The sequence below is a fragment of the Sulfitobacter sp. SH22 genome, assembly GCF_965641905.1.
Taxonomy (GTDB): Bacteria; Pseudomonadota; Alphaproteobacteria; order Rhodobacterales; family Rhodobacteraceae; genus Sulfitobacter.
This window is the reverse complement of sequence record NZ_OZ282573.1, coordinates 2011260-2036220: the sequence shown is the minus strand read 5'-3', so window position 1 is coordinate 2036220 and position 24961 is coordinate 2011260. Positions and strand designations below refer to the sequence as shown.

General features: G+C 56.1%; 30 protein-coding genes. 21 read left to right on the top strand and 9 right to left on the bottom strand.

Features of this window, described 5'->3' with window-relative positions; genetic code table 11:
* The first annotated feature begins 36 nt into the window (after positions 1-36).
* The 9 genes from ACSQ13_RS12075 (at position 37) to recO (ending at position 7719) form a co-directional block, all read left to right on the top strand.
* A complete protein-coding gene (locus ACSQ13_RS12075; RefSeq protein ID WP_176250707.1) occupies positions 37-2187 on the top strand; it encodes a RelA/SpoT family protein in 2151 nt (716 codons plus the stop codon).
* A gap of 34 nt (positions 2188-2221) precedes the next feature.
* Positions 2222-2917 carry a DUF2062 domain-containing protein gene (locus tag ACSQ13_RS12070; RefSeq protein ID WP_176250706.1) on the top strand — a complete coding sequence of 232 codons (696 nt, stop codon included), beginning with the start codon at positions 2222-2224 and terminating at the stop codon, positions 2915-2917.
* Positions 2901-3653, top strand: a complete 753-nt coding sequence (locus tag ACSQ13_RS12065) for a pyridoxine 5'-phosphate synthase (RefSeq protein WP_295512826.1) — start codon at positions 2901-2903, stop codon at positions 3651-3653. Before ACSQ13_RS12070 ends, ACSQ13_RS12065 begins: the two co-directional genes overlap by 17 nt.
* 9 nt (positions 3654-3662) lie before the next feature.
* Complete coding sequence (acpS, locus tag ACSQ13_RS12060) at positions 3663-4076, top strand: holo-ACP synthase (RefSeq protein WP_176250704.1); 414 nt, start codon at positions 3663-3665, stop codon at positions 4074-4076.
* Positions 4077-4179: 103 nt separating this feature from the next.
* Complete coding sequence (gene lepB / locus ACSQ13_RS12055) at positions 4180-5016, top strand: signal peptidase I (RefSeq protein WP_176250703.1); 837 nt, start codon at positions 4180-4182, stop codon at positions 5014-5016.
* Positions 5013-5699: a ribonuclease III gene (rnc, locus tag ACSQ13_RS12050; RefSeq protein WP_176250702.1), complete on the top strand. Its 687-nt coding sequence runs from the start codon at positions 5013-5015 to the stop codon at positions 5697-5699. The genes lepB and rnc overlap by 4 nt, the downstream gene beginning before the upstream one ends.
* Positions 5696-6604, top strand: coding sequence for a GTPase Era (gene era / locus ACSQ13_RS12045; RefSeq protein ID WP_176250701.1), 909 nt, complete (start codon positions 5696-5698; stop codon positions 6602-6604). Before rnc ends, era begins: the two co-directional genes overlap by 4 nt.
* A gap of 60 nt (positions 6605-6664) precedes the next feature.
* A complete protein-coding gene (locus ACSQ13_RS12040) occupies positions 6665-6994 on the top strand; it encodes a DUF1491 family protein (RefSeq protein ID WP_176250700.1) in 330 nt (109 codons plus the stop codon).
* Positions 6994-7719 (top strand): DNA repair protein RecO, encoded by a 726-nt coding sequence (recO, locus tag ACSQ13_RS12035; protein WP_295512827.1) that lies wholly within the window; start codon positions 6994-6996, stop codon positions 7717-7719. Before ACSQ13_RS12040 ends, recO begins: the two co-directional genes overlap by 1 nt.
* Here the strand turns inward: recO and ACSQ13_RS12030 are convergent.
* Positions 7703-8098, bottom strand: coding sequence for an META domain-containing protein (locus tag ACSQ13_RS12030; protein ID WP_295512828.1), 396 nt, complete (start codon positions 8096-8098; stop codon positions 7703-7705). The two genes, recO and ACSQ13_RS12030, sit on opposite strands and share 17 nt — an antisense overlap.
* 55 nt (positions 8099-8153) lie before the next feature.
* A complete protein-coding gene (locus tag ACSQ13_RS12025) occupies positions 8154-9839 on the bottom strand; it encodes an acyl-CoA dehydrogenase family protein (RefSeq protein WP_176250697.1) in 1686 nt (561 codons plus the stop codon).
* A gap of 146 nt (positions 9840-9985) precedes the next feature.
* Here ACSQ13_RS12025 and ACSQ13_RS12020 point away from each other — a divergent pair, with 146 nt between their 5' ends.
* Complete coding sequence (locus ACSQ13_RS12020) at positions 9986-10753, top strand: sulfite exporter TauE/SafE family protein (protein WP_176250696.1); 768 nt, start codon at positions 9986-9988, stop codon at positions 10751-10753.
* A gap of 4 nt (positions 10754-10757) precedes the next feature.
* On the opposite strand, the gene ACSQ13_RS12015 is transcribed toward ACSQ13_RS12020, so the two are convergent.
* Complete coding sequence (locus ACSQ13_RS12015; protein WP_176250695.1) at positions 10758-11117, bottom strand: helix-turn-helix domain-containing protein; 360 nt, start codon at positions 11115-11117, stop codon at positions 10758-10760.
* Between the two features lie 153 nt (positions 11118-11270).
* On the opposite strand from ACSQ13_RS12015, the gene ACSQ13_RS12010 reads away from it, so the two are divergent.
* From ACSQ13_RS12010 to ACSQ13_RS12000, 3 genes are read left to right on the top strand one after another with little or no spacing between them, the layout of a single operon-like run.
* A complete protein-coding gene (locus ACSQ13_RS12010; protein ID WP_295512829.1) occupies positions 11271-11525 on the top strand; it encodes a helix-turn-helix domain-containing protein in 255 nt (84 codons plus the stop codon).
* Complete coding sequence (locus tag ACSQ13_RS12005; protein ID WP_295512830.1) at positions 11479-12210, top strand: LysR family transcriptional regulator; 732 nt, start codon at positions 11479-11481, stop codon at positions 12208-12210. The genes ACSQ13_RS12010 and ACSQ13_RS12005 overlap by 47 nt, the downstream gene beginning before the upstream one ends.
* Before the next feature lie 45 nt (positions 12211-12255).
* On the top strand, positions 12256-12972 hold the full coding sequence (locus tag ACSQ13_RS12000) for a hypothetical protein (protein ID WP_295512831.1): 717 nt from the start codon (positions 12256-12258) through the stop codon (positions 12970-12972).
* Between the two features lie 58 nt (positions 12973-13030).
* On the opposite strand, the gene ACSQ13_RS11995 is transcribed toward ACSQ13_RS12000, so the two are convergent.
* Positions 13031-14629: a phosphoenolpyruvate carboxykinase gene (locus tag ACSQ13_RS11995; RefSeq protein WP_295512832.1), complete on the bottom strand. Its 1599-nt coding sequence runs from the start codon at positions 14627-14629 to the stop codon at positions 13031-13033.
* A 357-nt stretch (positions 14630-14986) separates the two neighbouring features.
* On the opposite strand from ACSQ13_RS11995, the gene ACSQ13_RS11990 reads away from it, so the two are divergent.
* The 7 genes from ACSQ13_RS11990 to ACSQ13_RS11960 are packed head-to-tail and all read left to right on the top strand — an operon-like array spanning position 14987 to position 20353.
* Positions 14987-15688 carry a response regulator transcription factor gene (locus ACSQ13_RS11990; protein WP_295512833.1) on the top strand — a complete coding sequence of 234 codons (702 nt, stop codon included), beginning with the start codon at positions 14987-14989 and terminating at the stop codon, positions 15686-15688.
* A gap of 8 nt (positions 15689-15696) precedes the next feature.
* Complete coding sequence (locus tag ACSQ13_RS11985) at positions 15697-17409, top strand: sensor histidine kinase (protein ID WP_176250691.1); 1713 nt, start codon at positions 15697-15699, stop codon at positions 17407-17409.
* Positions 17410-17412: 3 nt separating this feature from the next.
* Positions 17413-17856 carry an HPr kinase/phosphorylase gene (locus ACSQ13_RS11980; protein WP_255200214.1) on the top strand — a complete coding sequence of 148 codons (444 nt, stop codon included), beginning with the start codon at positions 17413-17415 and terminating at the stop codon, positions 17854-17856.
* Positions 17849-18742 (top strand): RNase adapter RapZ, encoded by an 894-nt coding sequence (gene rapZ, locus ACSQ13_RS11975; protein WP_176250690.1) that lies wholly within the window; start codon positions 17849-17851, stop codon positions 18740-18742. The genes ACSQ13_RS11980 and rapZ overlap by 8 nt, the downstream gene beginning before the upstream one ends.
* The gene (locus ACSQ13_RS11970; protein ID WP_176250689.1) at positions 18739-19131 is read left to right on the top strand and encodes a PTS sugar transporter subunit IIA; all 393 of its coding nucleotides are present in this window, start codon (positions 18739-18741) and stop codon (positions 19129-19131) included. The genes rapZ and ACSQ13_RS11970 overlap by 4 nt, the downstream gene beginning before the upstream one ends.
* Before the next feature lie 12 nt (positions 19132-19143).
* On the top strand, positions 19144-19413 hold the full coding sequence (locus tag ACSQ13_RS11965) for an HPr family phosphocarrier protein (RefSeq protein ID WP_176250688.1): 270 nt from the start codon (positions 19144-19146) through the stop codon (positions 19411-19413).
* 49 nt (positions 19414-19462) lie between these two features.
* Positions 19463-20353, top strand: coding sequence for a lysophospholipid acyltransferase family protein (locus tag ACSQ13_RS11960; protein ID WP_435988105.1), 891 nt, complete (start codon positions 19463-19465; stop codon positions 20351-20353).
* Between the two features lie 65 nt (positions 20354-20418).
* On the opposite strand, the gene ACSQ13_RS11955 is transcribed toward ACSQ13_RS11960, so the two are convergent.
* A complete protein-coding gene (locus ACSQ13_RS11955; protein WP_176250687.1) occupies positions 20419-21294 on the bottom strand; it encodes a 3-hydroxybutyryl-CoA dehydrogenase in 876 nt (291 codons plus the stop codon).
* 157 nt (positions 21295-21451) lie between these two features.
* Between ACSQ13_RS11955 and ACSQ13_RS11950 the strand changes: the two genes are divergently transcribed.
* Complete coding sequence (locus ACSQ13_RS11950) at positions 21452-22282, top strand: DUF6473 family protein (protein ID WP_176250686.1); 831 nt, start codon at positions 21452-21454, stop codon at positions 22280-22282.
* Positions 22283-22346: 64 nt separating this feature from the next.
* On the opposite strand, the gene ACSQ13_RS11945 is transcribed toward ACSQ13_RS11950, so the two are convergent.
* The 4 genes from ACSQ13_RS11945 to ACSQ13_RS11930 form a co-directional block, all read right to left on the bottom strand.
* Positions 22347-23273: an electron transfer flavoprotein subunit alpha/FixB family protein gene (locus tag ACSQ13_RS11945; protein ID WP_176250685.1), complete on the bottom strand. Its 927-nt coding sequence runs from the start codon at positions 23271-23273 to the stop codon at positions 22347-22349.
* Complete coding sequence (locus ACSQ13_RS11940) at positions 23273-24031, bottom strand: electron transfer flavoprotein subunit beta/FixA family protein (RefSeq protein WP_176250684.1); 759 nt, start codon at positions 24029-24031, stop codon at positions 23273-23275. Before ACSQ13_RS11940 ends, ACSQ13_RS11945 begins: the two co-directional genes overlap by 1 nt.
* Before the next feature lie 145 nt (positions 24032-24176).
* Complete coding sequence (locus ACSQ13_RS11935) at positions 24177-24749, bottom strand: cob(I)yrinic acid a,c-diamide adenosyltransferase (RefSeq protein ID WP_176250683.1); 573 nt, start codon at positions 24747-24749, stop codon at positions 24177-24179.
* On the bottom strand, positions 24749-24955 hold the full coding sequence (locus ACSQ13_RS11930) for a twin transmembrane helix small protein (protein WP_176250682.1): 207 nt from the start codon (positions 24953-24955) through the stop codon (positions 24749-24751). The genes ACSQ13_RS11935 and ACSQ13_RS11930 overlap by 1 nt, the downstream gene beginning before the upstream one ends.
* Between the last annotated feature and the right edge of the window lie 6 nt (positions 24956-24961).

Genomic DNA, 24961 nt, shown 5'->3' with positions numbered 1-24961 from the left:
GACCCGCGCCCTTCGGGGCAATGAGGCAGAACAGGCATGAACACCGCCGACATTACGGCTGACGATCTTGTTGCGCTTGTCCGCGCCTATAACCCTAAATCCAACGAAAAGCATATTCGTCTCGCCTATGACTATGGCGAGAAGATGCACCAGGGGCAGTTCCGTCATTCAGGCGAGCCCTATTTCACGCATCCCGTGTCTGTTGCCGCCATTTTGACGGAACAGCAGCTGGACGATGCCACGATCATCACCGCATTGCTGCATGACACCATCGAAGACACCAAGGCATCTTATGCCGAGGTGGAAAAAATCTTTGGGCGTGACGTGGCCGAACTGGTGGATGGCGTTACCAAGCTGACAAACCTGCAGCTTAATTCGACCGAAACCAAGCAGGCCGAGAATTTCCGCAAGCTGTTTATGGCGATGTCCAAAGACCTTCGGGTGATCTTGGTCAAGCTGGCGGACCGTTTGCACAACATGCGCACGATCAAATCGATGCGCCCTGACAAACAGCTTCAAAAGGCCCGCGAAACCATGGATATTTATGCGCCGCTAGCGGGCCGCATGGGTATGCAATGGATGCGCGAAGAGCTGGAGGATCTGGCCTTTCGCGTCTTGAACCCCGAGGGGCGGCAGTCGATCATCCGCCGCTTTATTACGTTGCAGCGCGAAACAGGTGATGTGATCCAGCGGATTACCGGCGACATGCGCCAGGAGCTTGAGAAGGCGGGGATCGAGGCCGAGGTCTTTGGTCGCGCCAAAAAGCCGTATTCGATCTGGCGCAAGATGCAGGAGAAAGACCAGTCGTTTTCGCGGCTGTCCGACATCTATGGGTTTCGCGTGATCACCACATCTGATGATGAATGCTATCGGGCACTTGGTGTCATCCATCGACGCTGGCGGGCGGTGCCGGGCCGGTTCAAGGATTACATCAGCCAGCCCAAAACCAACGGCTACCGGTCGATCCATGCCACGGTTTCCGGGCGTGACGGCAAACGGGTCGAAGTCCAGATCAGAACGCGCCAGATGCATGACGTGGCCGAAACCGGCGTGGCCGCGCATTGGTCGTATCGGGATGGTGTCCGCTCGCGGAACCCCTTTGCCGTTGATCCGGTGAAATGGGTCGCCCAACTGACCGAGCAACTGGATTCCGAGGAAGATCACGAAGATTTCCTCGAGGCGGTCAAGCTTGAGATGTACGCGGATCAGGTGTTCTGTTTCACGCCCAAGGGCGAAGTGGTCAAACTGCCCCGTGGCGCGACGCCGATTGATTTTGCCTATGCGATCCACACGCGGATCGGGTCTGCCTGTGTCGGGGCCAAGATTGACGGGATGCGGGTACCGTTGTGGACGCGGGTGAAAAACGGTCAATCCATTGAAATCATTACGGCCCAAGGTCAAACCCCGCAGGTCACATGGCTGGATATCGCAACCACTGGCAAGGCAAAGACCGCGATCCGCCGGTCCCTGCGCGAGGTAGACCGCGCGCGGTTTGTCAGCCTTGGCGGCGAATTGGCGCGCTCTGCCTTCGAGCAGATTTCCAAACGTGCCACTGACAAGGTGCTGCGCACTGCGGCGCGTAACCTGCGGCTGTCCAGCCCCGAAGAATTGCTGGCCCAGCTGGGGTCGGCGCATTTGACGGGCAGCGAAGTCGTGCAGGCTGTTTACCCGCATTTGCAGCCAAAGCCCGGCGAGCAGGTCGACCAGAAACGCGCGGTTGTGGGTCTGCAACCGGGGCAATCCTATGACCGGGCCTCGTGCTGTCAGCCGCTGCCGGGGGAACGGATCGTCGGCATCACCTATCGTGGCAAAGGTGTCACGATCCACTCGATTGATTGCGAACGTCTGTCGGCTTACGAGGATCAGCCGGAACGCTGGCTGGATCTGCGGTGGCACGAGGGCCCGCACCCTGCGGCCTACGGCGCGACCCTTGATTTGACCATCGGCAATGGCGCAGGCGTTTTGGGGCGGATCTGCACCTTGATCGGTCAGTCGGGGGCCAATATCTCTAATCTAGAATTTTTGGATCGCAAACCCGACTTTTACCGGTTGCTGATCTACGTAGAACTGCGAGACATTGCGCATTTGCATTCGTTGATGCCGACCCTAGAAGCTGAAAGCGAAGTTGCCGAGATCAGCAGGCACAGAAACATGAAAGCTTTGAAGGCTAACGAGAAAGACGCTTGAGCGCACGCAGTTTGCCAGACCCAAGGACGATGAGTTGATTTTTAAACGTCGCGATCCAAAACCCGCATTACGCGCCATGGCTGAGTTCATGTGGCCGCGTGGTGGTTGGACGCGCGCGTTTCATTACGTCAAGCATCGGATGCGGCGGTTGCCCGACACGCCGGAACGTATCGCACGGGGCATCTGGGCCGGTGTTTTTACGACCTTCACGCCGTTTTACGGAATGCATTTTATCGTGGCCGCACTGGTGGCGCGCGTGATGCGGGGCAACATTCTGGCAGCCTTGATGGGGACATTCTTTGGCAACCCGTTGACCTATGTGCCGATTGGGTTGTCGTCATTGTCGATGGGGCACTGGATCTTGGGGTCACCGATGGTCCGGGGGGAGCACCGGTCGTTCGGGGGCAAATTCATTGATGCAGGCCATGATCTATTCGCCAACTTCGTGGCGTTTTTCACCGGTCGCGAGATGGATTGGTCGGGGCTGACGGTGTTCTGGCATCAGGTGTTCTATCCCTACCTGATCGGTGGCATTTTGCCCGGTATCATCTGTGCGACGATTGCGTATTATTTGTCAGTGCCCTTGCTGCGCGCCTATCAAAAACGCCGCAAAGGCGTGATCAAGGCCAAGTTCGAGGCGCTCAAGAAAAAAGCTGCGGCCAAGGCCGAGGCGAAACGAATTGCAGAGCAGACGGCTCAGAAGGGGAAAGATCATGGCAGCGCAAGGTAAGCTGAGACTTGGGGTCAACATCGACCATGTCGCCACGGTAAGAAACGCGCGCGGCGGGGCATATCCCGATCCGTTGCGCGCTGCCCGCGCCGCGCAGGAAGCCGGTGCAGATGGCATTACCGCACATCTGCGCGAAGACCGACGCCACATCACCGACGCCGATATCGAAGGGTTGCTGGATGTTCTGACCGTCCCGCTGAATTTCGAGATGGCCGCCACGGATGAAATGCAGGCAATCGCGCTGCGTCACAAGCCACATGCGGTGTGCATTGTGCCCGAAAAGCGGGAAGAACGCACAACCGAAGGCGGGCTGGAAGTTGCGCGCGAAGAGAACAGGCTGGCGCATTTCATCGCTCCGCTGCGCGAGGCAGGTTGCCGCGTCAGCATCTTTATTGCCGCCGACCAGCGCCAGATCGAAGCCGCAAACCGCATCGGTGCCGAAGTGATCGAACTGCACACCGGAGCCTATTGCGACGCCTTCGCCGAAGGGCGTTGGGCCGAGGCGCAAAAGGAACTGCAAAAGCTGGAGGAAATGGCCAAGTTCGGGCATGATCTGGGGCTGGAAATTCATGCCGGACACGGTCTGACCTACGATACCGTGTCACCCGTTGCCGCATTCCCCGAGGTGCAAGAACTGAACATCGGTCACTTCCTGATCGGCGAGGCGATCTTTCTTGGGATTGGTCCGGCCATCGTGGAAATGCGCCGGCTGATGGACGACGCGCGTGACGGGTAAGCCTGAGGCATGATCCTTGGTATCGGCACTGATCTGGCAAACATAGAACGCATCCAAGGGACGCTGGACCGTTTCGGCGACCGGTTTCGCGACCGTGTGTTCACGCCTGTCGAACAGCAAAAGGCAGAGCGGCGGCGCGATGTTGCGGGGACCTATGCCAAGCGTTGGGCGGCAAAGGAAGCCTGTTCAAAGGCGCTTGGTACCGGGTTACGCATGGGGATCGCGTGGAAAGACATGGCCGTCAGTAACCTGCGCACCGGGCAACCGGTGATGGAGGTTACAGGTTGGGCGGCAGAGCGTCTGGCGGAAATGACCCCCGCCGGTCACGAGGCGATCATTCATGTAACTTTAACCGACGATCACCCCTGGGCGCAGGCCTTTGTGGTGATTGAAGCACGTCCGGTCGCGTTAACGGCTGGATAACCTGTATTTACGGGCCGAACAGGGGCTCATGGCGGGTGCCATCGCTTGACTTGGCGCTGTCCTGCCCGCATGTAACCCGAAACGGATCATCAGGAGCGCCAGCATGGCTGCTAAGGAAAATACCGGCAACGCCTTTGTCGAAACCATCAAAACAATCGTCTATGCGCTGCTGATTGCAGGGGTGTTTCGCACGCTGTTTTTCCAGCCTTTCTGGATTCCGTCCGGGTCGATGAAAGAGACGCTTTTGATCGGTGATTTTCTGTTCGTGAACAAGATGGCCTATGGCTATTCCTATGCCTCCTGCCCCAGCATTATCGTGCCCCGTTTCGGCATCCAGGTCGATGCAAAAGACATTTGCGGTGTCTTTGACGGCGACAACACGCGGCTGTTCGCATCCGAGCCGGAGCGGGGCGATGTGGTCGTGTTCCGCCACCCCGTATCCGGGCGCGACTATATCAAACGCTTGATCGGTCTTCCGGGTGAAAAGGTTCAGATTACAAACGGTGTGATCAGCATCAACGGCACCGCGGTCGAGCTGCGCGATGACGGCGGGTTTGAGGAAGTCATGACACGCCAGGGCCCGCAGGGTATGCGGCCGCGTTGTGAAAACGGCGCTGTGGGTGAGGGCGGGATTTGTGTCAAATCGCGTCAGATCGAAACGCTGCCCAACGGTGTGTCCCACCCCATTTTGAATATCGGCAATCAAGCATCCGATAACACAGGCATCTATACCGTCCCCGAAGGGCACTATTTCTTTATGGGTGACAACCGCGACAACTCGGCCGATAGCCGTTTGGCGCAACAAGCGGGCGGTGTTGGTTTTGTCCCGTTCGAAAACCTGATCGGGCGCGCCGACCGGATTATGTTCAGCTCGGGCGGACGGTCCATGCTGTTCTTCTGGACATGGCGCAGCGACCGTTTTTTCAAAGCGATCAAGTGAAGTTAAGTGCGGATCTGAAGGCCTTTGAGGGCCGCATCGGGCATAAGTTCGCCAAGCCCGAGTTGCTGAATCGCGCGGTCACGCATGCGTCTATGTCGTCGGCCAACCGCGATGACAACCAACGGCTCGAGTTTTTGGGCGACCGTGTGCTGGGGCTGGTCATGGCCGAAGCCTTGCTTGAACTGGACCCCGGTGCGACCGAAGGGCAGCTTGCGCCCCGGTTTAACGCATTGGTGCGCAAGGAAACTTGTGCCGATGTTGCGCGCGAAATCGACATGGGGGCGGTGCTCAAGCTGGGGCGGTCCGAAATGCTGTCGGGAGGGCGTCGCAAGCAAGCCTTGCTGGGCGATGCAATTGAGGCGATAATCGCGGCTGTCTATATGGATGGCGGGTTTGAACCGGCGAAAAAGCTGATTCTGCGGTTATGGGGCGATCGGGTCCAGACCGTAAAGCAGGATGCCCGCGATGCGAAAACGGCGTTGCAGGAATGGGCCCAAGCCCGCGGATACCCGCCGCCATCCTATGTGCAGATTGACCGTCAGGGGCCAGATCACGCGCCCGTCTTTACGATATCTGCACAAGTTGAAAATGGGGCCAGCGCACAAGCGACTGCGCCCTCGAAACGTCAGGCTGAACAGGCCGCTGCCAAATTGCTTTTGACGAAACTGGAGAAGAACTCATGACCACCCGCGCTGGCTTTGTCGCCCTGATCGGTGAGCCCAATGCGGGCAAATCAACGCTGCTGAACCGGATGGTTGGCGCGAAAGTGTCAATCGTGACCCATAAGGTGCAGACCACCCGTGCCCGCATCCGGGGTGTTGCGATGGAAGGGGACAGCCAGTTGGTGTTCGTCGACACCCCCGGCCTGTTCCAGCCGCGCCGCCGTTTGGACCGCGCAATGGTCGCAGCCGCCTGGGGCGGTGCCGCGGATGCCGATATCGTTGTGCTGCTGATCGAGGCAAACCGCGGTCTGACCGAAGGCGTCGAGCGCATTCTTGAAGGGCTGGAGGGTATTGCAGAAGGCCGTAAAGTCGCCTTGGCGATCAACAAGATTGACCGAGTCGATGCACCGGTTCTGCTGGGCCTCAGCAAAGAGATGAACGAACGGTTTCCATTTGTTGAAACCTTTATGATTTCGGCTGAGCGCGGTCATGGCATCGATACGCTGCGCGAATGGCTGGCGGGCGAACTGCCCGAGGGGCCATGGCTGTACCCGGAAGACCAGATTGCCGATCTGCCCATGCGGATGATCGCCGCTGAAATGACCCGCGAAAAACTGACGCTGCGTTTGCATCAGGAATTGCCGTATCAGATCACGGTCGAAACCGAGAATTGGGAAGAACGCAAAGACGGTAGCGCGCGGATTGACCAGCTGATCTATGTTGTCCGGGACGGCCACAAAGGCATCGTTCTGGGTGCCAAGGGCGAGACGATCAAATCCGTCAGCAAGGCAGCCCGCGCGGAGCTGGAAGAGTTTCTGGGCCGCAAGGTGCATCTGTTCTTGCAGGTTAAAGTGCGGCCGAACTGGCTGGATGATGCAGAACGCTATACCGAGATGGGGCTGGAGTTTAAGGACGGCAATGTCTGATTGCCGGGCTAAACGGCCCTGCGGGGCGGATTTTTTTCCATTTGGAATTGGGGCTGGCGCATGGCGCGGCTGACGGCGCGTTTCTGGGTCGACGCCTATTTGGCGCGGCTTCGGGTCTATGATATTCCGGCGTTTGTTGTGGCACATGGCGATGACACGGGCGGTGCCGTTTTGGTGAAGCTTGCCACGCTTGATGGCAAGGCTGTGCTGTTTCACAGAAGCTTTGATCTGATGACCGGCGAACGTGCCTGGGTTGAGATGGCCCACGGCGCTGAGGCCGAGGTTGATGCGTCAATTGGAAGGCAGCGCGGTTTTGACCCAGATCTTTGGGTGATTGAAGTTGAGGACCGGCAAGGGCGGCATTTGTTATTTGACGAGGGGCTGAGCTGATGGAGTGGCGCGATCAGGGGATATTGCTGAGCGCGCGGCGACATGGGGAAACCTCGGCGATCATCGAGGTTTTCACCCCGACCCAAGGACGTCATGCAGGGATTGTGCGGGGCGGGACCAGTCGTAAGATTGCACCGATCTTGCAGCCCGGTGCCCAGTTGGATGTCGCCTGGCGCGCGCGGCTAGAAGACCATATCGGTGCATTTACGGTTGAGCCTGTGCGCAGCCGCGCGGTGTCGGCCATGCAAGACCGGTTGAGCCTTGCGGGGCTGAACACCGTCACTGCATTGTTGGCATTCTGCCTGCCGGAACGCGAGCCACACCCGCCTTTGTATCACCGCACGCAAGCATTGCTGGATCTGCTGGATCAGGGGGAACTCTGGCCGCTCGCCTATCTGCAATGGGAGTTGAGCCTGCTTGAGGATCTGGGTTACGGGCTGGATCTGGCGACCTGTGCCGTAACAGGTGCGACCGAGGGGCTGGTGTTTGTGTCGCCCAAGTCGGGCAGGGCCGTGACGCAGGAAGGCGCAGGGGAATGGGCGGATAAGATGTTGCCCCTGCCGCCGGTTTTGCGGGGGGAGGGGGAGGCCACAGACGACGAGATCGCGTTGGGGTTCAAGACGACAGGGTATTTTCTGGAGCATCGTCTTGCCCGCGACCTGGGCGGCAAACCCCTGCCGGAGGCGCGCGGGCGTTTTATCGACGCGTTCAGTCGGCAGCGTTGAAGACCATGGTTAACCCATCAGGGTTTGACAGGATCAGGGTGTTGGCAAGGACTTCGGACAGGGATGCCGCCGACAGGCTGTCAAAGAACAGCGTTTCCTGGTCCAAGGCGGGGCAGGTCATTTTGGTCGAGATCAGTTCCGTGACCTCGAACCAGGGATATGGAATATTCAGGGTCGCGGCGAAATGATTGCAGGGGCCTTGGCCCGCGATTTTGTTTCTGTCGGGAAATGTGAGGGTTGCGGTGTCTGGAAAGGCCGCGCCGTTCAGTTCGACCAACTGCCATGTCTTGTCAGCCGCCCCGTAGCTGCGCAGGGTTTCATCGCCCTCGCAGGCGCTGAGGAGTGCAAAGGGTAGGCCGAGTGCTGCGGTACGAAACATGGCTATTCGCGGTTGGGTGGCTGCCCGATACGACAGTCTATCGGGCAGCCATTGGTTAACCAAGCAGGCGACGCGCGATGACCTGCGCCTGAATTTCTGCAGCACCTTCAAAGATATTCAGGATACGCGCATCACATAGAACGCGGCTGATCTTGTATTCCAGGGCAAAACCGTTGCCGCCATGAATCTGCAAGCCGTTATCGGCTGCGGCCCATGCAACCCGTGCGCCCAGCAGTTTCGCCATGCCGGCTTCTACGTCACAGCGGCGGCCTTCGTCTTTTTCGAATGCCGAGAAATAGGTCAGCTGACGGGCGATCATGATTTCCACCGCCATCATCGCCAGCTTCGACGAAACGCGAGGGAAGTTGATCAGGGATTTGCCAAACTGCTTGCGGTCGATCGCGTATTGCATGGCAATATCCAGCGCAGATTGGGCAACGCCGATCGCACGGGCAGCGGTTTGGATGCGCGCCGATTCAAAGGTTTCCATCAGCTGTTTAAAGCCTTTGCCTTCCTCGCCGCCCAACAGGTTTTCGCCTTTTACCTGAAAGCCGTCGAATGCCAGTTCATATTCTTTCATGCCGCGATAGCCCAAGACTTCGATCTCGCCGCCGGTCATGCCATCGGTAGGGAAGGGGTTGGCATCGTCGCCGGGCGTTTTTTCGGCCAGAAACATCGACAGGCCTTTGTAATCTGTCGTGTCGGGGTCAGTGCGCGCCAGCAGCGTCATCACATGGGTCCGCGCAGCGTGGGTGATCCAGGTCTTGTTTCCAGTGATGGTATAGTTTTCACCATCTTTCACGGCACGGGTCCGCAGGGAGCCAAGATCCGAGCCGGTGTTGGGTTCGGTGAACACGGCAGTGGGCAGGGTTTCAGCGCTGGAAATCCGTGGCAGCCATTTGGCTTTTTGTTCGTCCGTACCGCCAGCGATGATCAGCTCAGCCGCGATTTCAGAGCGGGTGGCGAGCGATCCGACACCGATATAGCCACGCGAAAGTTCTTCTGACACGACACACATGGATGCTTTGGACAGGCCGAAACCGCCGTATTCTTCGGGAATGGTGAGGCCGAACACGCCCATCTCGGCCAGTTCGTTGATGATTTCGATGGGGATCAGTTCGTCCTTGAGGTGCCATTCATGGGCAAAGGGTTCAACTTTGTCGACGGCATAGCGGCGGAACTGCTCGCGAATCATCTCGAGCTCTTCGTCCAGGCCGGAGCGGCCGACCATGATATTCGCCGAGTGTTCCTGCATCAGATCGACCAAGCGGGTGCGGGCGGCTTGGGTGTTGCCGTTTTGCGTGAGTTTCTGGATTGCCGGGTTCATCAGGCCGCGCTGTGCATCCTGGCCCAGGCCCATATCCTGAAGGCGCAGAATCTCGCCCTGGTTCATCTGGATGCCGCCAAAGATCTGCCACAGGTATTCACCGAACGCGATCTGGTGGATCAACTGTTCGGTTTCGCCGAAGTGCCCGTCAGCAGACAGTTTTTTTGCCCAGAGATGCATCTGGTTCAGGGATTGCGCATATGTCGCGAGCCATGCCAGGCCATGCGCAGCGGTCTGGTTCGCCTCGACCAGTGCGTTTGAAACACGTCCATCAACGGATACCATTTTGCGCACGGACGCTTTGGCTTGTTCAAGAATTTCATCAACGGGGGCCAATGCCTGGCCTGTCAGTTCAAGAAGGTCATCGAGTATGATCTGCGAGCCCATCATCAAGTCTTGTCCATCATGCGCCATTTCATAGAGTCCTTTTCCAGCTTGCGAGGGGGATACTCCTTTCGCAGGTGCAGCACAATAAAGATACGTTTCAATGCGTCAATTTGGTTGAAAATTGCGCGATGAATTTTTCGTGCGTTCGCTAATACAGCTGATATGAGAGCATTATGGATATATTTTTTGCATTTCTGACACCGCAGCAGATGGTATTTGCCTTTGGTATCGCGCTTGTGGCGGGGTTTATTAAGGGGGTCGTGGGATTCGCGATGCCTTTGGTCCTGATTTCCGGTCTTACCCTCTTTTTGCCGCCAGAGCTGGCGTTGGCAGGGCTGATATTCCCGACCGTGGCCACAAACCTGTTTCAGGCATTGCGGCAGGGGGTGCAGGCGGCCTGGGCATCTACACGGATGTTTAAGGTGTTCCTGATATCCGGGGGAATAATGCTGGTGTTATCTGCACAAATGGTACGTTTTTTGCCAACGCAGGTGATGGTACTGGTGATCGGGGTGCCGATTACGCTGTTTGCCCTTTGGCAGCTCAGCGGGCGGTCATTCACGCTTGCGCAGCGATCAACCAAGGTTGAGGTGCTTGTCGGCGGTTTTGCCGGTGCTGTGGGCGGTGTGTCGGGTGTATGGGGGCCACCAACGGTCGCATATCTGACGGCGCTTGGCACAGCAAAGCAAGATCAGATGCGGGTTCAGGGGGTTATTTACGGGCTTGGCGCGGTTGCACTGTTGTTTGCGCATTTCGGATCAGGCGTCTTGCGGTCCGAGACCGTCCCGTTTTCAATCGCCATGATCGTGCCTGCACTTGCCGGAATGTGGCTCGGCAGCCAGATCATGGATCGAATCGATCAGGCGTCGTTTCGCAAAGCGACGCTTGTCATTCTTTTAATTGCCGGCGTGAACTTGGTACGCCGGGGCCTGATGGGCTGACGCGCTAGCCTTGGCGCGCAACGGTGACGCCGGAAACGTCTTCGATGAATGTCACGATACGCGATTTGACGGCGTCATCCTTGATCGATGCCAATGCGCTTACGATTTCAACGCTCGGATCGCTTTTGGGCGCATCATTTGTGTTATCGTGCAGACCTTCGAAAAAGTACGATGGTGCAACGTCTAAAATAAGAGACAGTTCAAAAAGACGGCTGGCAGCAACGCGGTTTGATCCGATTTCATATTTTTGGATTTGCTGGAAAGACAGATTAAGCTGCTTGGCAACATCTGTCTGAGATAGGCGACGTAGGGTGCGGATTTGCTTCAGCTTTTTTCCTACGTGGACATCTACGGGATGGGACATATTCACTAATACCTCTGGTTGTCGTTACTTATTCATCGCTAGAACTCGTATTCCGATCAATTGGGTAGTTTCGTTCAATTTGTGGTTATCAATTCACCCTGTATGTGTTATCTATAAGACATTAACGTATTATTAATTTACCATAGAGCCATCATGAATAAAGAATCAACAATCGCAGCTCCGGAAAGCCAGCGCGTGAAAGCGCCTGCCTTGCTGTACGAAATGATCCGGTCCTTCGTCACCTTGGCTGATACGCTCAACCTCAGTCAGGCGGTTTTACAGCTGGAAAGTACCCGCCAAACAGTCAGGCGGCACATCAGTCTTTTGGAGGAATTGACGGGTCGTCAATTGTTCATTGTCAATGACCGAAGGTACGAAATTACCTCTGAAGGCAATGAAAGGCAATGAAATGCTTGAAGACGCTCGCGATTTGATTGCCAGATCAAGAAACTGGCTGGAGGGAAGCACAACCCAAATCGGCCACCTTCAGCGCGTTTCAAAAAATGTCGGACAAGAATGGTATTTCCACCAGCAGCAAAATCCGCTTAGCGATATTTTCGACTCCAAAGCGCCCCTTCTGCGAGAATCCTTGAGAGGTTGGACCTTAGCAGGCGGGTATCTTGAACACGAAGCAATGGCGCATGTGCGACCATATTTCATCGTGTACCGACCGACGCAAGCGGGCTGGATTTCCGTGGAGTTTGGCGAAGAATCATTCTACGTAAAATGGTTTGGTTTGACCAAGGCGCGGAGCAGCATTGGTCGGTCAATCGGAAAAATGCCCGGAGGGGAGGACTTTGCATCGCTGATAGAGCAGCCTTACACAGAGGTGCTGCATACGCGCAGTGTTCGATTGGACCACATATCAACCGTTGTTCCTAGAGAGGAAGATGGGGAATTAATTCCCATTAGTTATAAACGGCTTATGATGGCAGGTAGATTTCCTGACGGATCATTTGCATTGATCGCTGTCGTTCAGCCCGATCGAAACGTGAATATATCCGGTATCGAAAATATTGATTTGGATGACTTCCCTCAGGAGGTGAATTCGACATTTTCCACAAATTTAGCAAAATACGAGCAGAAGAAATAAAATTGCGCTAACCTTGGCAGAGATGAGTCTGCAAAGGAACCAGCTATGTCGATCCAAATGATGAATGAGGGCGCGCATTTTCTCGCCTCAAGCCAAGACATTTTGCTTCAAAACCGTATTTCTGTATCTGTAGGAACTGATTTTAAGGCCTATTCAAAAATCCTCGAGGAAGAGCGCCCCCAGCAGGTGATTGGCGCACCTTTTGATCCAACTTTGCACAACTTGAACGAGGGCAATGCGTTCTGGCTGGTCGCCCGGGACGAAACTGGCACCCTCATGCATACGCAGGCCGCAAAGACATTGAGAATGAAGGGGCGGGCGCTAAGCCAATACATGTTGCAGGGCTTTCGTGAATTTCCACCAGCAATACCCGACCTTGACTTGGATCGGTCGCGTTATCGTGCTGGCCCTGGGGCGCACCGCATTCGTGGTACGGTCGTCTACCATGGTGAAGTCTGGATGGGCGGCGATGCGAATAGATATCGTGGTACGGGCCTCTCTACCGTTTTGGCGCGCTATGGAATGATGGTCGCAATGGATCGCTGGCAGCCGGACTATCTATTTGGCTTCATGGCAAAGGCGGTGGCGTATAAGGGCTTTGCTGAGCGCATGGGCTATATGCATAACGAGCCTGGAAGTTTACGCTGGTATCGTAAAGGAAATGATACCCCGCTCGAAGGATTCCTCAGTTATCTTAGCAACGAAGACATTCGCTTCTTGTTAGAAATGCCGTTGCAGGAAATCGAGGCACTGGCCGCCTGATCAAACAAAAAGAGCCGCAGAAATCTGCGGCTCTTTTTTGTTTCTCATCGCCTGACGATCAACCGATTGCGGCGGCTTTCACGTCTTCGTCGATGTAAGGCATATATTGTTCAAAGTTCTCCGAGAACATTTTGACCAGCTTCGCGGCCTGGCGATCGTACGACTCAGGGTTGTCCCATGTGCGACGTGGGTCCAGCAAGATGTCGGCAACGCCGTTCACCGATACGGGGACCTGAAAGCCGAAATTCGCGTCTTTGCGGTACTCTACATCTGCCATCGCGCCCTCAAGGGCCGCTGTCAAAAGCGCGCGTGTCGCCTTGATTGGCATACGGCTGCCCGTGCCATAAGCGCCGCCGGTCCAGCCGGTGTTCACCAGCCAGCATGTCGCGCCATGGGTTGCGATTTTTTCGCGCAGCAGGTTGCCATATACCTCGGGGCGGCGGGGCATGAACGGTGCGCCAAAGCAGGTGGAGAATGTTGGCTCGGGCTCGGTTACGCCGCGCTCGGTGCCCGCGACTTTGGAGGTGAACCCGGACAAGAAGTGGTACATCGCCTGTGCAGGTGTCAGCCGTGCGATGGGGGGCAGGACGCCGAATGCATCGCAGGTCAGCATGATGATATTCTTGGGATGACCGCCCGTCGCCTTGGCCGATGCATTGGAGATATAGTGCAGCGGATAGGCGCAGCGCATGTTTGCGGTCAGTGAATCATCGTCAAAGTCGAGCTCTTTGGTCTCTTCGTCAAAGATCATGTTTTCGATCACGGTGGCGAATTTTTCGGTCGTGGCGTAAATCTCGGGCTCTGCTTCACGGCTCAGGTTGATGGTCTTGGCGTAACATCCCCCTTCAAAGTTGAACGTGCCGTTGTTTGACCAGCCGTGTTCGTCGTCGCCGATCAGGGTGCGGCCCGGGTCGGCGGAAAGGGTGGTTTTGCCCGTTCCCGACAAACCAAAGAACACAGCCGTATCGACCGGGTTGCCTGTGGCGTGGTTGGCCGAGCAGTGCATTGGCATGATGCCTTTTTCCGGCAACAGATAGTTCAGCAGGGTAAAGACGGATTTTTTGTTTTCGCCCGCGTATTCAGTGCCGCCGATCAGGATCAGCTTTTTGTCAAAGTTCATCGCGATCACGGTTTCGGACCGGCAGTCATGCTTGGCGGGATCGGCCGAGAAACTGGGGCAGTTGATGACAGTAAAGTCAGCGATGAAGTCGTTCAGCGCCTCCCGCTCGGGGCGGCGCAGCATGTGGCGGATAAACAGGCCGTGCCAGGCCAGCTCGGTTACCATCCGCACGTTGATTGCGTGTTTCGGGTCAGCGCCGCCTACCAGATCCTGCACAAAGTAATCGCGGCCCTGCATGTGGGCCAGCATGTCTTTGTGCAACGCGTCAAACCCTTCGGTTGACATTGCGGCGTTGTTTTCCCACCAGATCGTATCGGCAACGCTGTCGGTTTTTACGACATGTTTATCCTTGGGGGACCGGCCTGTGAACTTTCCGGTTGTGACCAGAAACGCGCCACCTTTGCCCAATGTCCCCTCGTCGCGCTTGAGCGCGGCTTCCACCAGCGCAGGTTCGATCATGTTGTAATAGACATTACCTAGCCCGCTCATGCCTTGGTCTTCGAGGCGGAATTGCGGATTTACGCGGCCTAATGTCATGTGATGTCTCCTGTAGCTGCGTCGGGATTTGACGCCAGTTAGTGCACAAAATGCTTGGTCTGATCGACCGTAGGGGCCTCTTAGCACGTCAATTTACAATATGAACAGGCGGCTTTGACGCAGTTAGCGCCATCATCCCCTTCTTTGTGAGCCGGCCGCCAAAACGAGCGGGTTTACGCAAAGGCATGTTTTGCATTTATGACACATCAAGTGCGGCAATTTAGTCATTCCTAACTAAATTATGGCGGAATTAGGGCCGGAAGCTGGGGTGATTCGCAGTTTGGGATTGATTCGGCGCTGCAAATTGATGATCAGTAAAAGAAAAAATGATAATTGAGCAGTATAAGGAAACAGGCGATGTCCAGAATTGCATTGGTGGATGACGACAGGAATATCCTGACGTCAGTTTCGATGACTCTAGAAGCCGAAGGTTTCGAGGTAGAAACCTATAACGATGGTCAGGCCGCGCTGGACGCTTTCAACAAGAAGCTTCCGGACATGGCGGTACTGGATATCAAGATGCCCCGGATGGATGGCATGGATTTGTTGCAGCGGTTGCGCCAGAAGACGGCAATGCCGGTGATTTTCCTGACATCCAAAGATGACGAGATCGACGAGGTGCTTGGTCTGCGCATGGGGGCCGACGACTATGTCAAAAAACCCTTTAGCCAAAGACTGTTAGTTGAACGCATCCGCGCGCTTCTGCGTCGCCAGGAAGCCGTTGAGACGAATGAAGTCGGCGATACCGAAGAGACCAAGGTTATCGACCGTGGCGATCTGCGGATGGACCCGCTTCGCCATGCGGTCAGCTGGAAGGGTAACGACGTTTCCTTAACGGTTACCGAATTCCTGCTGTTGCAGGCCTTGGCGCAGCGTCCGGGATTTGTGAAATCGCGCGATCAGTTGATGGATGTGGCCTATGACGATCAGGTTAACGTCGACGACCGCACCATCGATAGCCACATCAAACGCCTGCGCAAGAAGATGCGCACCGCCGACGACTCGTTCTCGGCGATTGAGACGCTTTACGGTATCGGCTACAGATATAACGAGGATTGATCTGAAGCATGGCGATTGCCGAGAGGAATTTTGTGCGAGACACGGCCACCAATGTTCGGGACGGCGATGTTGTGCTGGGCGACGATTGGGTCGCCCCGGACAAAACCGCGACCGATGAATTGCGTAGTCACCGTGCACGTCGGGGGCTGTTTTCTTTACGGGGGTCGCCGCTTACGCGCAAAATCATTACATTTAACCTCATTGCGTTGAATGTTCTGGTTGCGGGTATCTTGTACCTCAACTCCTCTCGCGACAGCCTTGCGGTCCAACGGGGCGCGTCCCTGGTATCCGAAGCGGAACTGATCGCGGATATCTTCGAGGCGCAGTTGCCGGCAGATGGGATTGTCGATCTGGCGACGAATGCCCCCGTTGATACGGCCGCGAGCCTTGAGCGGCTGGACCTGCGCAGTGGCATCGAAGTATTCGTTTATGCCCCTGACGGCAGCCTTTTGGCGCGGTCTGAAGGGCGTTCGCCCAAGGCGGCAGGCGGCCAGCCCAGAAAAACGCTTTTGACGGACGGGCTGAGCTGGCTTTGGTCAAAGGTATCTCATCCGTTTGGTGAGAGCGCACCTGCCGACGTCTTGTTGATTGAGGATCAGTTGAAGGCGATGGTCGCAGGATCGCTTGGCAGCGGAACACAAATTCATAACAATATTGATGCAGTGGGCGGCACTTTGTTTACCGTGACCACGCCGATTTCGCAAAACGGCGTGCCAATTGGCGTCGTTGCTGTCACCTCTGCTGCCGGTGAAATCGACAAGCTTGTCCACGGCGAACGCGAACGCGTGCTGCAAATGTTCGTGATCGCGACTCTCGTTTCTATCGGTCTCAGCCTTGTGTTGGCCTCGACGATTGCCAATCCGCTGGCCGATCTGGCTGCGGCGGCCGAACTGGGTCGTGACAAAGATGCGCGGAAAATGAACCCCGGCCGCATCCGCATTCCCGATCTGACCGCCCGCCCTGATGAAATCGGCAGGCTCTCTGGCGCATTGCGCGGGATGGTATCGGCGCTTTATAACCGAATTGACGGCAACGAACAGTTTGCGGCTGATGTGGCGCATGAAATTAAAAATCCGCTCGCGTCCTTGCGTTCTGCTGTTGGGACGCTGCGATTGATCAAGCGCGAAGACCAGCGCGACAAGCTTCTGGATGTTATCGACCACGACGTGCGGCGGCTTGACCGGTTGGTCAGCGACATTTCAAACGCGTCGCGTTTGGACAGTGAATTGGTCAAAGAAGAGGAAGAACCGTTCGATCTCCTCTCGATGATTGGTAATCTGGCGCAATATCTGGGCGAGGATGCTCGAAAGAAAGGCATCGATTTCATCACGGATCTGCCCAGTGAGCCGATCATCGTCCATGGGCTGGAGGCTCGGCTGGCCCAGGTGTTCGTTAACCTGATTACCAACGCTGCATCCTTTTGCGAGGATGGTGACGCGATCCGTGTTTGGGCGCGCAAGCGTGAAAACCGTGTCCTTGTCGTTGTCGAAGACACAGGTCCCGGTATCCCCGATCAGGCCCTGTCCAAGATCTTCAAACGGTTTTATTCCCAGCGGCCCGACGAACATTTCGGCAATAACTCGGGCCTTGGCCTGGCTATCTCAAAACAGATCGTCGAGGCACATGGCGGTGTTATCTGGGCTGAAAACATTCGTCCAACCGAGGCAGATATCACGTCAGAGCCGCTTGGCGCGCGCTTTGTCGTAGGCTTGCCCATCTAAGACGTGGCTGACCTGCCCACAGATGAACAGACTATTCACGCGACAACGGTGAGCCTTGATGGCCGTGGGCTTATCATTTTGGGGCCTTCCGGTTCCGGGAAATCCGCGCTGGCGTTGCAACTTTTGGCACTGGGCGCTGTCTTGGTCTCTGATGACCAAACAAGGCTGACACTGACGCCGCAAGGTTTGATCGCGAATTGCCCGCCCACGATTGCTGGCATGATTGAAGCAAGGGGTGTGGGAATTCTGACCGTGCCTTTTGACCGTGACGTCCCAATCTGTCTGGCTGTTGATATGGGGCGCAATGAACAAGAGCGGCTCCCCGAGCCTCACCGGATAGAGCTGATCGGGCATAGCTTGCCGTGTTTACACAAAATTGATGGGCCACAGTTCGCAGCGGCCCTTTTACTCTTCCTCAAGAATATGCAACCACAGCGCAATGAGTGATCCCATCAAAAAAATCAGACGCGTTGTTTTGGTGACCGGACCTGCGGGTGCCGGCCGTTCCTCTACCCTTAACGTTCTTGAGGACGCAGGTTTTGAGGTGATTGATAACATTCCTTTGCGGATGTTGTTGGCCTTGCTTGATGCGCCCGACCAAATACGACCGATGGCTTTGGGAATTGATCCCAGAAATCGCGATTTCTCGACCGATACGGTAAACGACGTCATCGCCAAGATGCGTGCGCGCCCAGAGATACAGGTGGAACTGCTGTATCTGGATTGCGCGACACATGTGTTGCTGCAACGCTTCTCGGAAACCCGAAGGCGTCATCCGTTAGCCCTGTCGGATGCACCCTCTGAAGGGATCAGGATTGAAAAAGAGCTCCTTGCGGCGGTACGTGCCCAGGCCGATATCCTGATCAATACAAGCGATCTCAACATTCACCAGCTTCGCGAAGAAGTCGAACATTGGTTCGCGGCTGGCGGGTCCCACCACCTGAGTGTTTCCGTTCAATCCTTTTCTTACAAACGGGGCCTGCCGCGCAGCGTCGATATGGTCTTTGATTGCCGGTTTCTGCGAAACCCCTTTTGGGAGCCGAGACTGAGGGGCTTGAATGGCACGGACGAGGCTGTTCAGGCCTACGTCAAGCAAGACCCGCTGTATCAGACTTTCGCGAAACAGGTCCTCGACCTAAGCCTTTTGATTTTGCCCGCTTGCAAGTCAGAAGGGAAATCCCACATGTCAATCGCGTTTGGGTGTACGGGCGGGCAACATCGTTCGGTGACTTTGGCCGAAGCCCACGCTTTCAGTCTTGCGGAAGCGGGCTGGCAGGTGTCAATTAGGCACCGCGAACTGGATCAGAAAAAGCGGGAAGAGACGGCGCGTTGATAGGGATTGTAATCGTAGCACATGGGGGGCTGGCCAAAGAATACTTGGCCGCGATCGAACATGTCGTTGGGTCCCAAAATGGTGTCCGCGCGATCTCGATTGCCGCAGATCATGACCGGGCAGCGAAAGAGCAGGAAATCTGCGAAGCCGCAAACGCGGTCGACACAGGCGACGGGGTTGTGGTCGTGACGGATCTGTTCGGCGGGTCCCCCTCCAACCTCAGTTTGATGGCCTGTCGCCCGGATGACCGGCGCATTATCTATGGTGCCAATTTGCCGATGCTGATTAAGCTGGCCAAATCACGCGACCTCGATGTTCCCGAAGCGGTGCGCGCAGCGCTTGCTGCGGGTCGAAAATATATTGACAGCCAAAATGTCAGTGCAGGATAGCAAGGCCCCGAGATGACCCAAGTTTCACTGAAGATCGTCAACGAAAAAGGGCTGCATGCCCGCGCGTCTGCCAAGCTGGTCGAGGTCGTCGAAGCGTTCGACGCCCGTGCAGAGGTCAGCAAGGACGGCATGTCCGCCTCCGGGGACAGTATCATGGGATTGCTCATGCTGGCAGCCTCCAAGGGGACAACCATTGATGTGCAGACCTCTGGCCCCGATCAGGATGCACTTGCCGAGGCATTGACAGTCCTGGTGGCCGACAAATTCGGCGAAGGCCACTAGGGTCTCGAGGATATGCGGATGAACAGATTAGCGTCAGGGGCCCTTCGATTTGATCGATGAAACGCACTCCATCCAAGCGCGGCAAGTGGGCGAAAGGGATGTGGATACCGTCTCTTTCACCAAATATGATCGCCGCAGCCTGTCTTATGCGTCGACCTTTGATCATCCGGTCAAGTCACGTGTCATCAGCCTGATCGAGCTTTTCACCGGCAAGTTTGCTATTTTACGTATGATCCGCAAGTTCGAGAAAAACGGCGCACCCGTCGGGCAGGGCTTTTGGCGGGCGGCCCTTGATACGATGGGCATCGATCTGACGACGCCGCAACACGAATTGGACCGGATCCCGAAATCAGGGCCCGTTATCGTGGTCGCGAACCATCCGCACGGCATGGTGGATGGCATGATCTTTGCGGATCTGATTGGCCGCGTACGCCCGGATTACCGGATTTTGACCCGCTCACTGCTCACTTCAATTGACGAAGTCGCTGGCAGTTACATGATCCCCGTCCCGTTCCCACATGATCCCGATGCCCAACGCAAGGGGGTGGAAATGCGCGCAAACGCGATGTCCTTCCTCAAGGAAGGGGGGGTCGTCGCACTCTTCCCGTCCGGTGTTGTTGCCTCATCAGGCACCTATTTCGGGCCGGCAATCGAAGCCGAGTGGAACGTGTTTACAGCGAAAATGATCCGCCGTTCAGGTGCGCAGGTTGTCCCGATGAAATTTCCGGGGTCCAACAGCCGCGCCTATCAGATCGCAAACAAAATTTCGCCCATGCTGCGCCAGGGGCTTTTGCTGCATGAAATCGTTCACGCCTGCAATAAACCTCAGGGCCCGATCGTCGGTGACCCTTTGACCGATGCGCAACTCGATGCGTTCAAAGATGACCCGCGCGGCTTCATGGCCTGGTTGCGCAACCATACACTCAATCTAAAAGACTGATCTCATTCCAAATGGGTCTAAATCCCGGGGGTCTGGGGGCTGGCCCCCAGACGCGTGTGTTTTGATCACCGTGTAGGAACGGGAACTTCCCCGCGGTAGTCATAAAACCCCCGCTGGGTTTTGCGCCCAAGCCAGCCCGCTTCGACGTATTTGGTAAGTAAGGGGCAGGGACGATATTTTGTATCGGCCAATCCATCATGCAGTACGTTCATAATGGCCAGGCAGGTGTCCAGCCCGATAAAATCAGCCAGTTCAAGCGGCCCCATCGGGTGATTCGCACCGAGCTTGAGCGAGCTATCGATGGATTTCACCGATCCGACGCCTTCGTACAGGGTGTAGACGGCTTCGTTGATCATCGGCATCAAGATCCGGTTAACGATGAAGGCAGGAAAGTCTTCGGCTGAAGCGGCGGTTTTGCCCAGCTTGTCGACCACAGCCTGACAGGCGGCGAATGTTTCCTTGTCCGTGGCAATGCCGCGGATCAGCTCGACCAGTTGCATCACAGGCACGGGGTTCATGAAGTGGAACCCCATGAACTTTTCAGGCCGGTCCGTCCTGCTGGCAAGCCGCGTGATGGAGATCGACGATGTGTTGGATGTCAGGATCGTTGTGGGTTTTAGATGCGGGATCAGGTCCTCGAAAATCGCCTGTTTGACCGTTTCGCGTTCTGTTGCTGCTTCGATCACCAAATCGCTTTGACCCAAATCGCTTAGGGTTTGGGTGGTTTTGATACGTGCGAGTGCCGCATCGCGATCGGCCTCGGCGACTTTGCCCCTGCCGACCTGGCGGTCAAGGTTGCCGGTGATGGTGTCAATGGCCGCCTGCAAGGCGTCTGCGCTGACGTCGGTCAACAAGACATCGTACCCTGCAAGTGCCATAACATGCGCAATACCGTTGCCCATTTGGCCCGCTCCAACGATGCCGATTGTCTGGATATCCATGCGCTGTCCTTTGTTGTTTGGGCGCAGCATAGGGCGCACAAGGTAGGGCCTGCAAGGGGCCGAATTCATGACAAGTTCTTGCAAATCCAATCTTTAAGCACTTCGCAAACCTTTGCGGCCATCTTCGCTTCTGGGTGAGTTTATAAAGGTGGGTGTAATGACCTATATTGCGATGGGGCCGGGTGCCCTTGACTATCTGCCGTGCAGATATGGCACGTCAAAATTACTGTTCAGGGGGCCAAGGCGCAAGCTTGACCGCCCGTATATTGCCTTCGTTGGCGGGACCGAAACCTATGGCCGTTTCATCGAAAAGCCGTTTTCCAAGTTGGTAGAGGATGAAACCGGCCAGCGGTGCGTCAACTTTGGCTGCATGAACGCTGGCATCGATGTGTTTTCCCGTGATCCTTACATTCCCATGGCGACGGCCGGGGCGATGATTACGGTGGTTCAGGTGATGGGCGCGCAAAACATGACCAACCGGTTCTATTCGGTTCATCCCCGCCGCAATGACCGGTTCGTGGCCCCGTCTGATTTGCTCAAGACCATTTATCGGGAAATTGATTTCTCGGAATTTCACTTTAACAAGCACATGCTGACGACCCTGAAAAAAGTGTCCCCGGACCGGTTTGAAACGATCCATAAAGAACTGCAATCTGCGTGGGTTGCCCGAATGCGGCTGCTGGTGGGGCAGATGCGAGGCAAGGTCATATTGCTATGGTTTGCCGATCACCCCCCGAGCGAGGGCGTACTTCCCTGTGATGGACTTGGGGAGGACCCGTTGTTTGTGACACGCGCAATGATCGACGAAATATCACCTTACGTGACCAGTGTCGTGGTCGTTGTCCCCTCCAAAGCGGCCCGCGAAGAGGGAACCGAAGGCATGGTTTTCACCCCTCTTGAGGCACATATCGCGCAGGGGCTCCCCAATGTGTGTGCTCACGAGGAAGCGGCCGCTGCAGTGGCGCAGGCCATTGCGGCGCTTGGCTAACCGCGCAAATGCGAAAAGGCCCGCCATTTCTGACGGGCCTTTTGCGAATAGCGTCTAAAGTGGCTTACAGCTTTTCGATCAGCTCAGGCACGGCTTCGAACAGGTCGGCGACCAACCCGAAGTCGGCAACCTGAAAAATCGGCGCTTCTTCGTCTTTGTTGATTGCGACGATGATTTTGCTGTCTTTCATGCCGGCCAGATGCTGGATTGCGCCGGAAATACCGACGGCGACATAAAGCTGTGGCGCAACGACCTTGCCGGTTTGGCCCACTTGCCAATCGTTCGGGGCATAGCCCGAATCGACCGCAGCACGTGACGCGCCAACGGCGGCACCCAGTTTGTCCGCCAGCTTCTCGATCAGGGCAAAGTCTTCCTCTGAGCCGACACCACGGCCACCGGAAACAACCACACCAGCCGACGTCAGCTCGGGGCGGTCGCTGGCTGCGACGTGATCTTCCAACCAGGAGGACAGACCAGGGTCAGCAACTGCCGAAATCGTCTCGATCGAGGCAGAACCACCGGTTCCGGCCGCGTCGAAGGTCGATGTACGGAAGGTGATAACCTTTTTCGCATCAGAGGATTTAACCGTCTGAACAGCGTTGCCGGCATAGATCGGACGCTCGAATGTGTCTGCATCCACGACGCCGGAAGCGTCAGAGATGATCATCACATCCAGCAGCGCCGCAACGCGTGGCATCACGTTTTTTGCGTCGGTCGTGGCGGGAGCAACGATGTGGTCGTAATCGCCGGCCATCGACACGATCAGTGCCGCTGTCGATTCGGCCAGGCGGTGACCCAAAGATGCGTCTTCAGCAACGATAACCTTGGACACGCCATCGATCTTGGCTGCCGCTTCGCCCGCTGCCGCAGCAGAGCTGCCGGCGCACAATACGGTTACGTCGCCGATTTGCTTGGCTGCTGTGACCGCTTTTGCGGTCGCATCCATCGCCAGTTCGCCATCGGTTACTTCTGCAAGGAGTAGAACAGCCATTACACAGCCCCCGCTTCTTTGAGTTTCGCCACAAGCGCATCGACGCTATCAACTTTGATACCGGCGGCACGTTCTGCTGGCTCGACAGTTTTCAGGATTTCCAGACGGTTGCCGACCTCGACGCCGTAATCGGCAGGGGTCTTTTCATCCATCGGCTTTTTCTTGGCCTTCATGATGTTTGGCAAAGACGCATAGCGCGGTTCGTTCAGGCGCAAATCAACAGTCACAACTGTCGGCATCGACACCTTGATCGTTTGCAAACCACCGTCAACTTCACGGGTGACAACGGCGTTGTCGCCTTCGATTTCGACTTTGGAAGCAAAGGTTGCCTGCGACCAGCCCAGAAGGGCAGACAGCATCTGGCCTGTTGCGTTCATGTCGTTGTCGATCGCTTGTTTGCCACACAGAACCAGCCCGGGCTGTTCTTCGTCCACAATCGCCTTGAGAATTTTGGCAACGGCCAGCGGTTCGATGTCATTGTGAACATCGTCGGTTGCGACAACCAGAATTGCCCGGTCAGCGCCCATAGCCAAGGCGGTCCGCAGTGTTTCTTGCGATTGCTTTACGCCGATGGATACAACGACGATTTCATCAACCTGACCGGCCTCTTTCAGGCGGATCGCCTGCTCGACGGAAATCTCGTCGAACGGGTTCATAGACATTTTTACGTTGGCAAGATCAACACCCGTGCCGTCCGCTTTTACGCGCACTTTTACGTTGTAGTCGATCACGCGCTTTACAGGTACCAATACCTTCATGGGCGTTATCTCTCCTCAGTTTACGACTCGGAAGTTTGGCCCAAGTCATTTGAACTCTTCGTGTGTGTAACGAAGCATTTCGGATCAAAACAGCAAAAAAACGGCGTTTCACGTCCTTTGGACGCGGCGTTTCAAGCTGCTTTTGTTATCTATTTGCCCCTGGCACCCACAGGACATCGTCCTTGCCACTGTTATTCGCCATACGGGCGGCCACAAAAAACCAGTCGCTTAGGCGGTTCAGATAGCGCACGACGGCCTCGTTTACGTCTTCTTGTTCCGCCAGCAGAACGGTCAGACGTTCAGCACGCCGCGCCACTGTGCGACAGACATGCAGATGCGCGGCCAGTTCGCTACCGCCGGGCAGGATAAAGCTGCGCAAGGCCTGAAGCTCTTTGTTCATCACGTCGATTTCACGTTCCAGCCGGTCCACCTGTTCGGGGGCGATGCGCAGGGGCTGGTATTCAGCTTTGGCATCGGCGCTCATGTCGGGGCGGCATAAATCTGCGCCAACATCAAACAGATCGTTCTGGATGCGCGACAGTGCAATGTCCGTTTCACCTGTCGCCGCCAGACGCGCCACACCGACAAAACAGTTCAATTCGTCAGCGGTGCCATATGCCTCGACCCGCGCGTTATGTTTGGGAACGCGCGATCCATTGCCAAGGGCCGTGTCGCCTTTGTCGCCGGTACGGGTGTAGATTTTGTTCAAAACGACCATCAGCCAGCATCCTTACGGAAATATACATAAATTAGGATCAAAACGACTGCGATAAACTGGGCGATAATCCGCATGCGCATCAGTTTGTTCGAATTGCGCTTGTTAAAGGCACCGCCGCCAGCAAAACCGCCCAGCCCCATGATCAGGATGATCACAACGGCCAGCACCGCGATGACGACAAGGATGAAAAGAGGATCTGAAGGCATGGGGTT

Bases quoted from the DNA above. Each gene is read 5' to 3' on its own strand.
- ACSQ13_RS12020 (WP_176250696.1), top strand. From the start codon at position 9,986: ATGGATATATTTTTTGCATTTCTGACACCGCAGCAGATGGTATTTGCC.
- ACSQ13_RS11990 (WP_295512833.1), top strand. From the start codon at position 14,987: ATGTCCAGAATTGCATTGGTGGATGACGACAGGAATATCCTGACGTCA.
- ACSQ13_RS12030 (WP_295512828.1), bottom strand. From the start codon at position 8,098: ATGTTTCGTACCGCAGCACTCGGCCTACCCTTTGCACTCCTCAGCGCC.
- era (WP_176250701.1), top strand. From the start codon at position 5,696: ATGACCACCCGCGCTGGCTTTGTCGCCCTGATCGGTGAGCCCAATGCG.
- rapZ (WP_176250690.1), top strand. From the start codon at position 17,849: ATGAGTGATCCCATCAAAAAAATCAGACGCGTTGTTTTGGTGACCGGA.
- ACSQ13_RS11940 (WP_176250684.1), bottom strand. From the start codon at position 24,031: ATGAAGGTATTGGTACCTGTAAAGCGCGTGATCGACTACAACGTAAAA.
- ACSQ13_RS12005 (WP_295512830.1), top strand. From the start codon at position 11,479: ATGACCGAAGGTACGAAATTACCTCTGAAGGCAATGAAAGGCAATGAA.
- lepB (WP_176250703.1), top strand. From the start codon at position 4,180: ATGGCTGCTAAGGAAAATACCGGCAACGCCTTTGTCGAAACCATCAAA.
- ACSQ13_RS11955 (WP_176250687.1), bottom strand. From the start codon at position 21,294: ATGGATATCCAGACAATCGGCATCGTTGGAGCGGGCCAAATGGGCAAC.
- ACSQ13_RS12075 (WP_176250707.1), top strand. From the start codon at position 37: ATGAACACCGCCGACATTACGGCTGACGATCTTGTTGCGCTTGTCCGC.
- acpS (WP_176250704.1), top strand. From the start codon at position 3,663: ATGATCCTTGGTATCGGCACTGATCTGGCAAACATAGAACGCATCCAA.
- ACSQ13_RS11985 (WP_176250691.1), top strand. From the start codon at position 15,697: ATGGCGATTGCCGAGAGGAATTTTGTGCGAGACACGGCCACCAATGTT.
- ACSQ13_RS12010 (WP_295512829.1), top strand. From the start codon at position 11,271: ATGAATAAAGAATCAACAATCGCAGCTCCGGAAAGCCAGCGCGTGAAA.
- ACSQ13_RS12015 (WP_176250695.1), bottom strand. From the start codon at position 11,117: ATGTCCCATCCCGTAGATGTCCACGTAGGAAAAAAGCTGAAGCAAATC.
- ACSQ13_RS11965 (WP_176250688.1), top strand. From the start codon at position 19,144: ATGACCCAAGTTTCACTGAAGATCGTCAACGAAAAAGGGCTGCATGCC.
- ACSQ13_RS12040 (WP_176250700.1), top strand. From the start codon at position 6,665: ATGGCGCGGCTGACGGCGCGTTTCTGGGTCGACGCCTATTTGGCGCGG.
- ACSQ13_RS11935 (WP_176250683.1), bottom strand. From the start codon at position 24,749: ATGGTCGTTTTGAACAAAATCTACACCCGTACCGGCGACAAAGGCGAC.
- ACSQ13_RS12065 (WP_295512826.1), top strand. From the start codon at position 2,901: ATGGCAGCGCAAGGTAAGCTGAGACTTGGGGTCAACATCGACCATGTC.
- ACSQ13_RS11995 (WP_295512832.1), bottom strand. From the start codon at position 14,629: ATGACATTAGGCCGCGTAAATCCGCAATTCCGCCTCGAAGACCAAGGC.
- recO (WP_295512827.1), top strand. From the start codon at position 6,994: ATGGAGTGGCGCGATCAGGGGATATTGCTGAGCGCGCGGCGACATGGG.
- ACSQ13_RS11950 (WP_176250686.1), top strand. From the start codon at position 21,452: ATGACCTATATTGCGATGGGGCCGGGTGCCCTTGACTATCTGCCGTGC.
- ACSQ13_RS11930 (WP_176250682.1), bottom strand. From the start codon at position 24,955: ATGCCTTCAGATCCTCTTTTCATCCTTGTCGTCATCGCGGTGCTGGCC.
- ACSQ13_RS11945 (WP_176250685.1), bottom strand. From the start codon at position 23,273: ATGGCTGTTCTACTCCTTGCAGAAGTAACCGATGGCGAACTGGCGATG.
- ACSQ13_RS12000 (WP_295512831.1), top strand. From the start codon at position 12,256: ATGTCGATCCAAATGATGAATGAGGGCGCGCATTTTCTCGCCTCAAGC.
- ACSQ13_RS12025 (WP_176250697.1), bottom strand. From the start codon at position 9,839: ATGGCGCATGATGGACAAGACTTGATGATGGGCTCGCAGATCATACTC.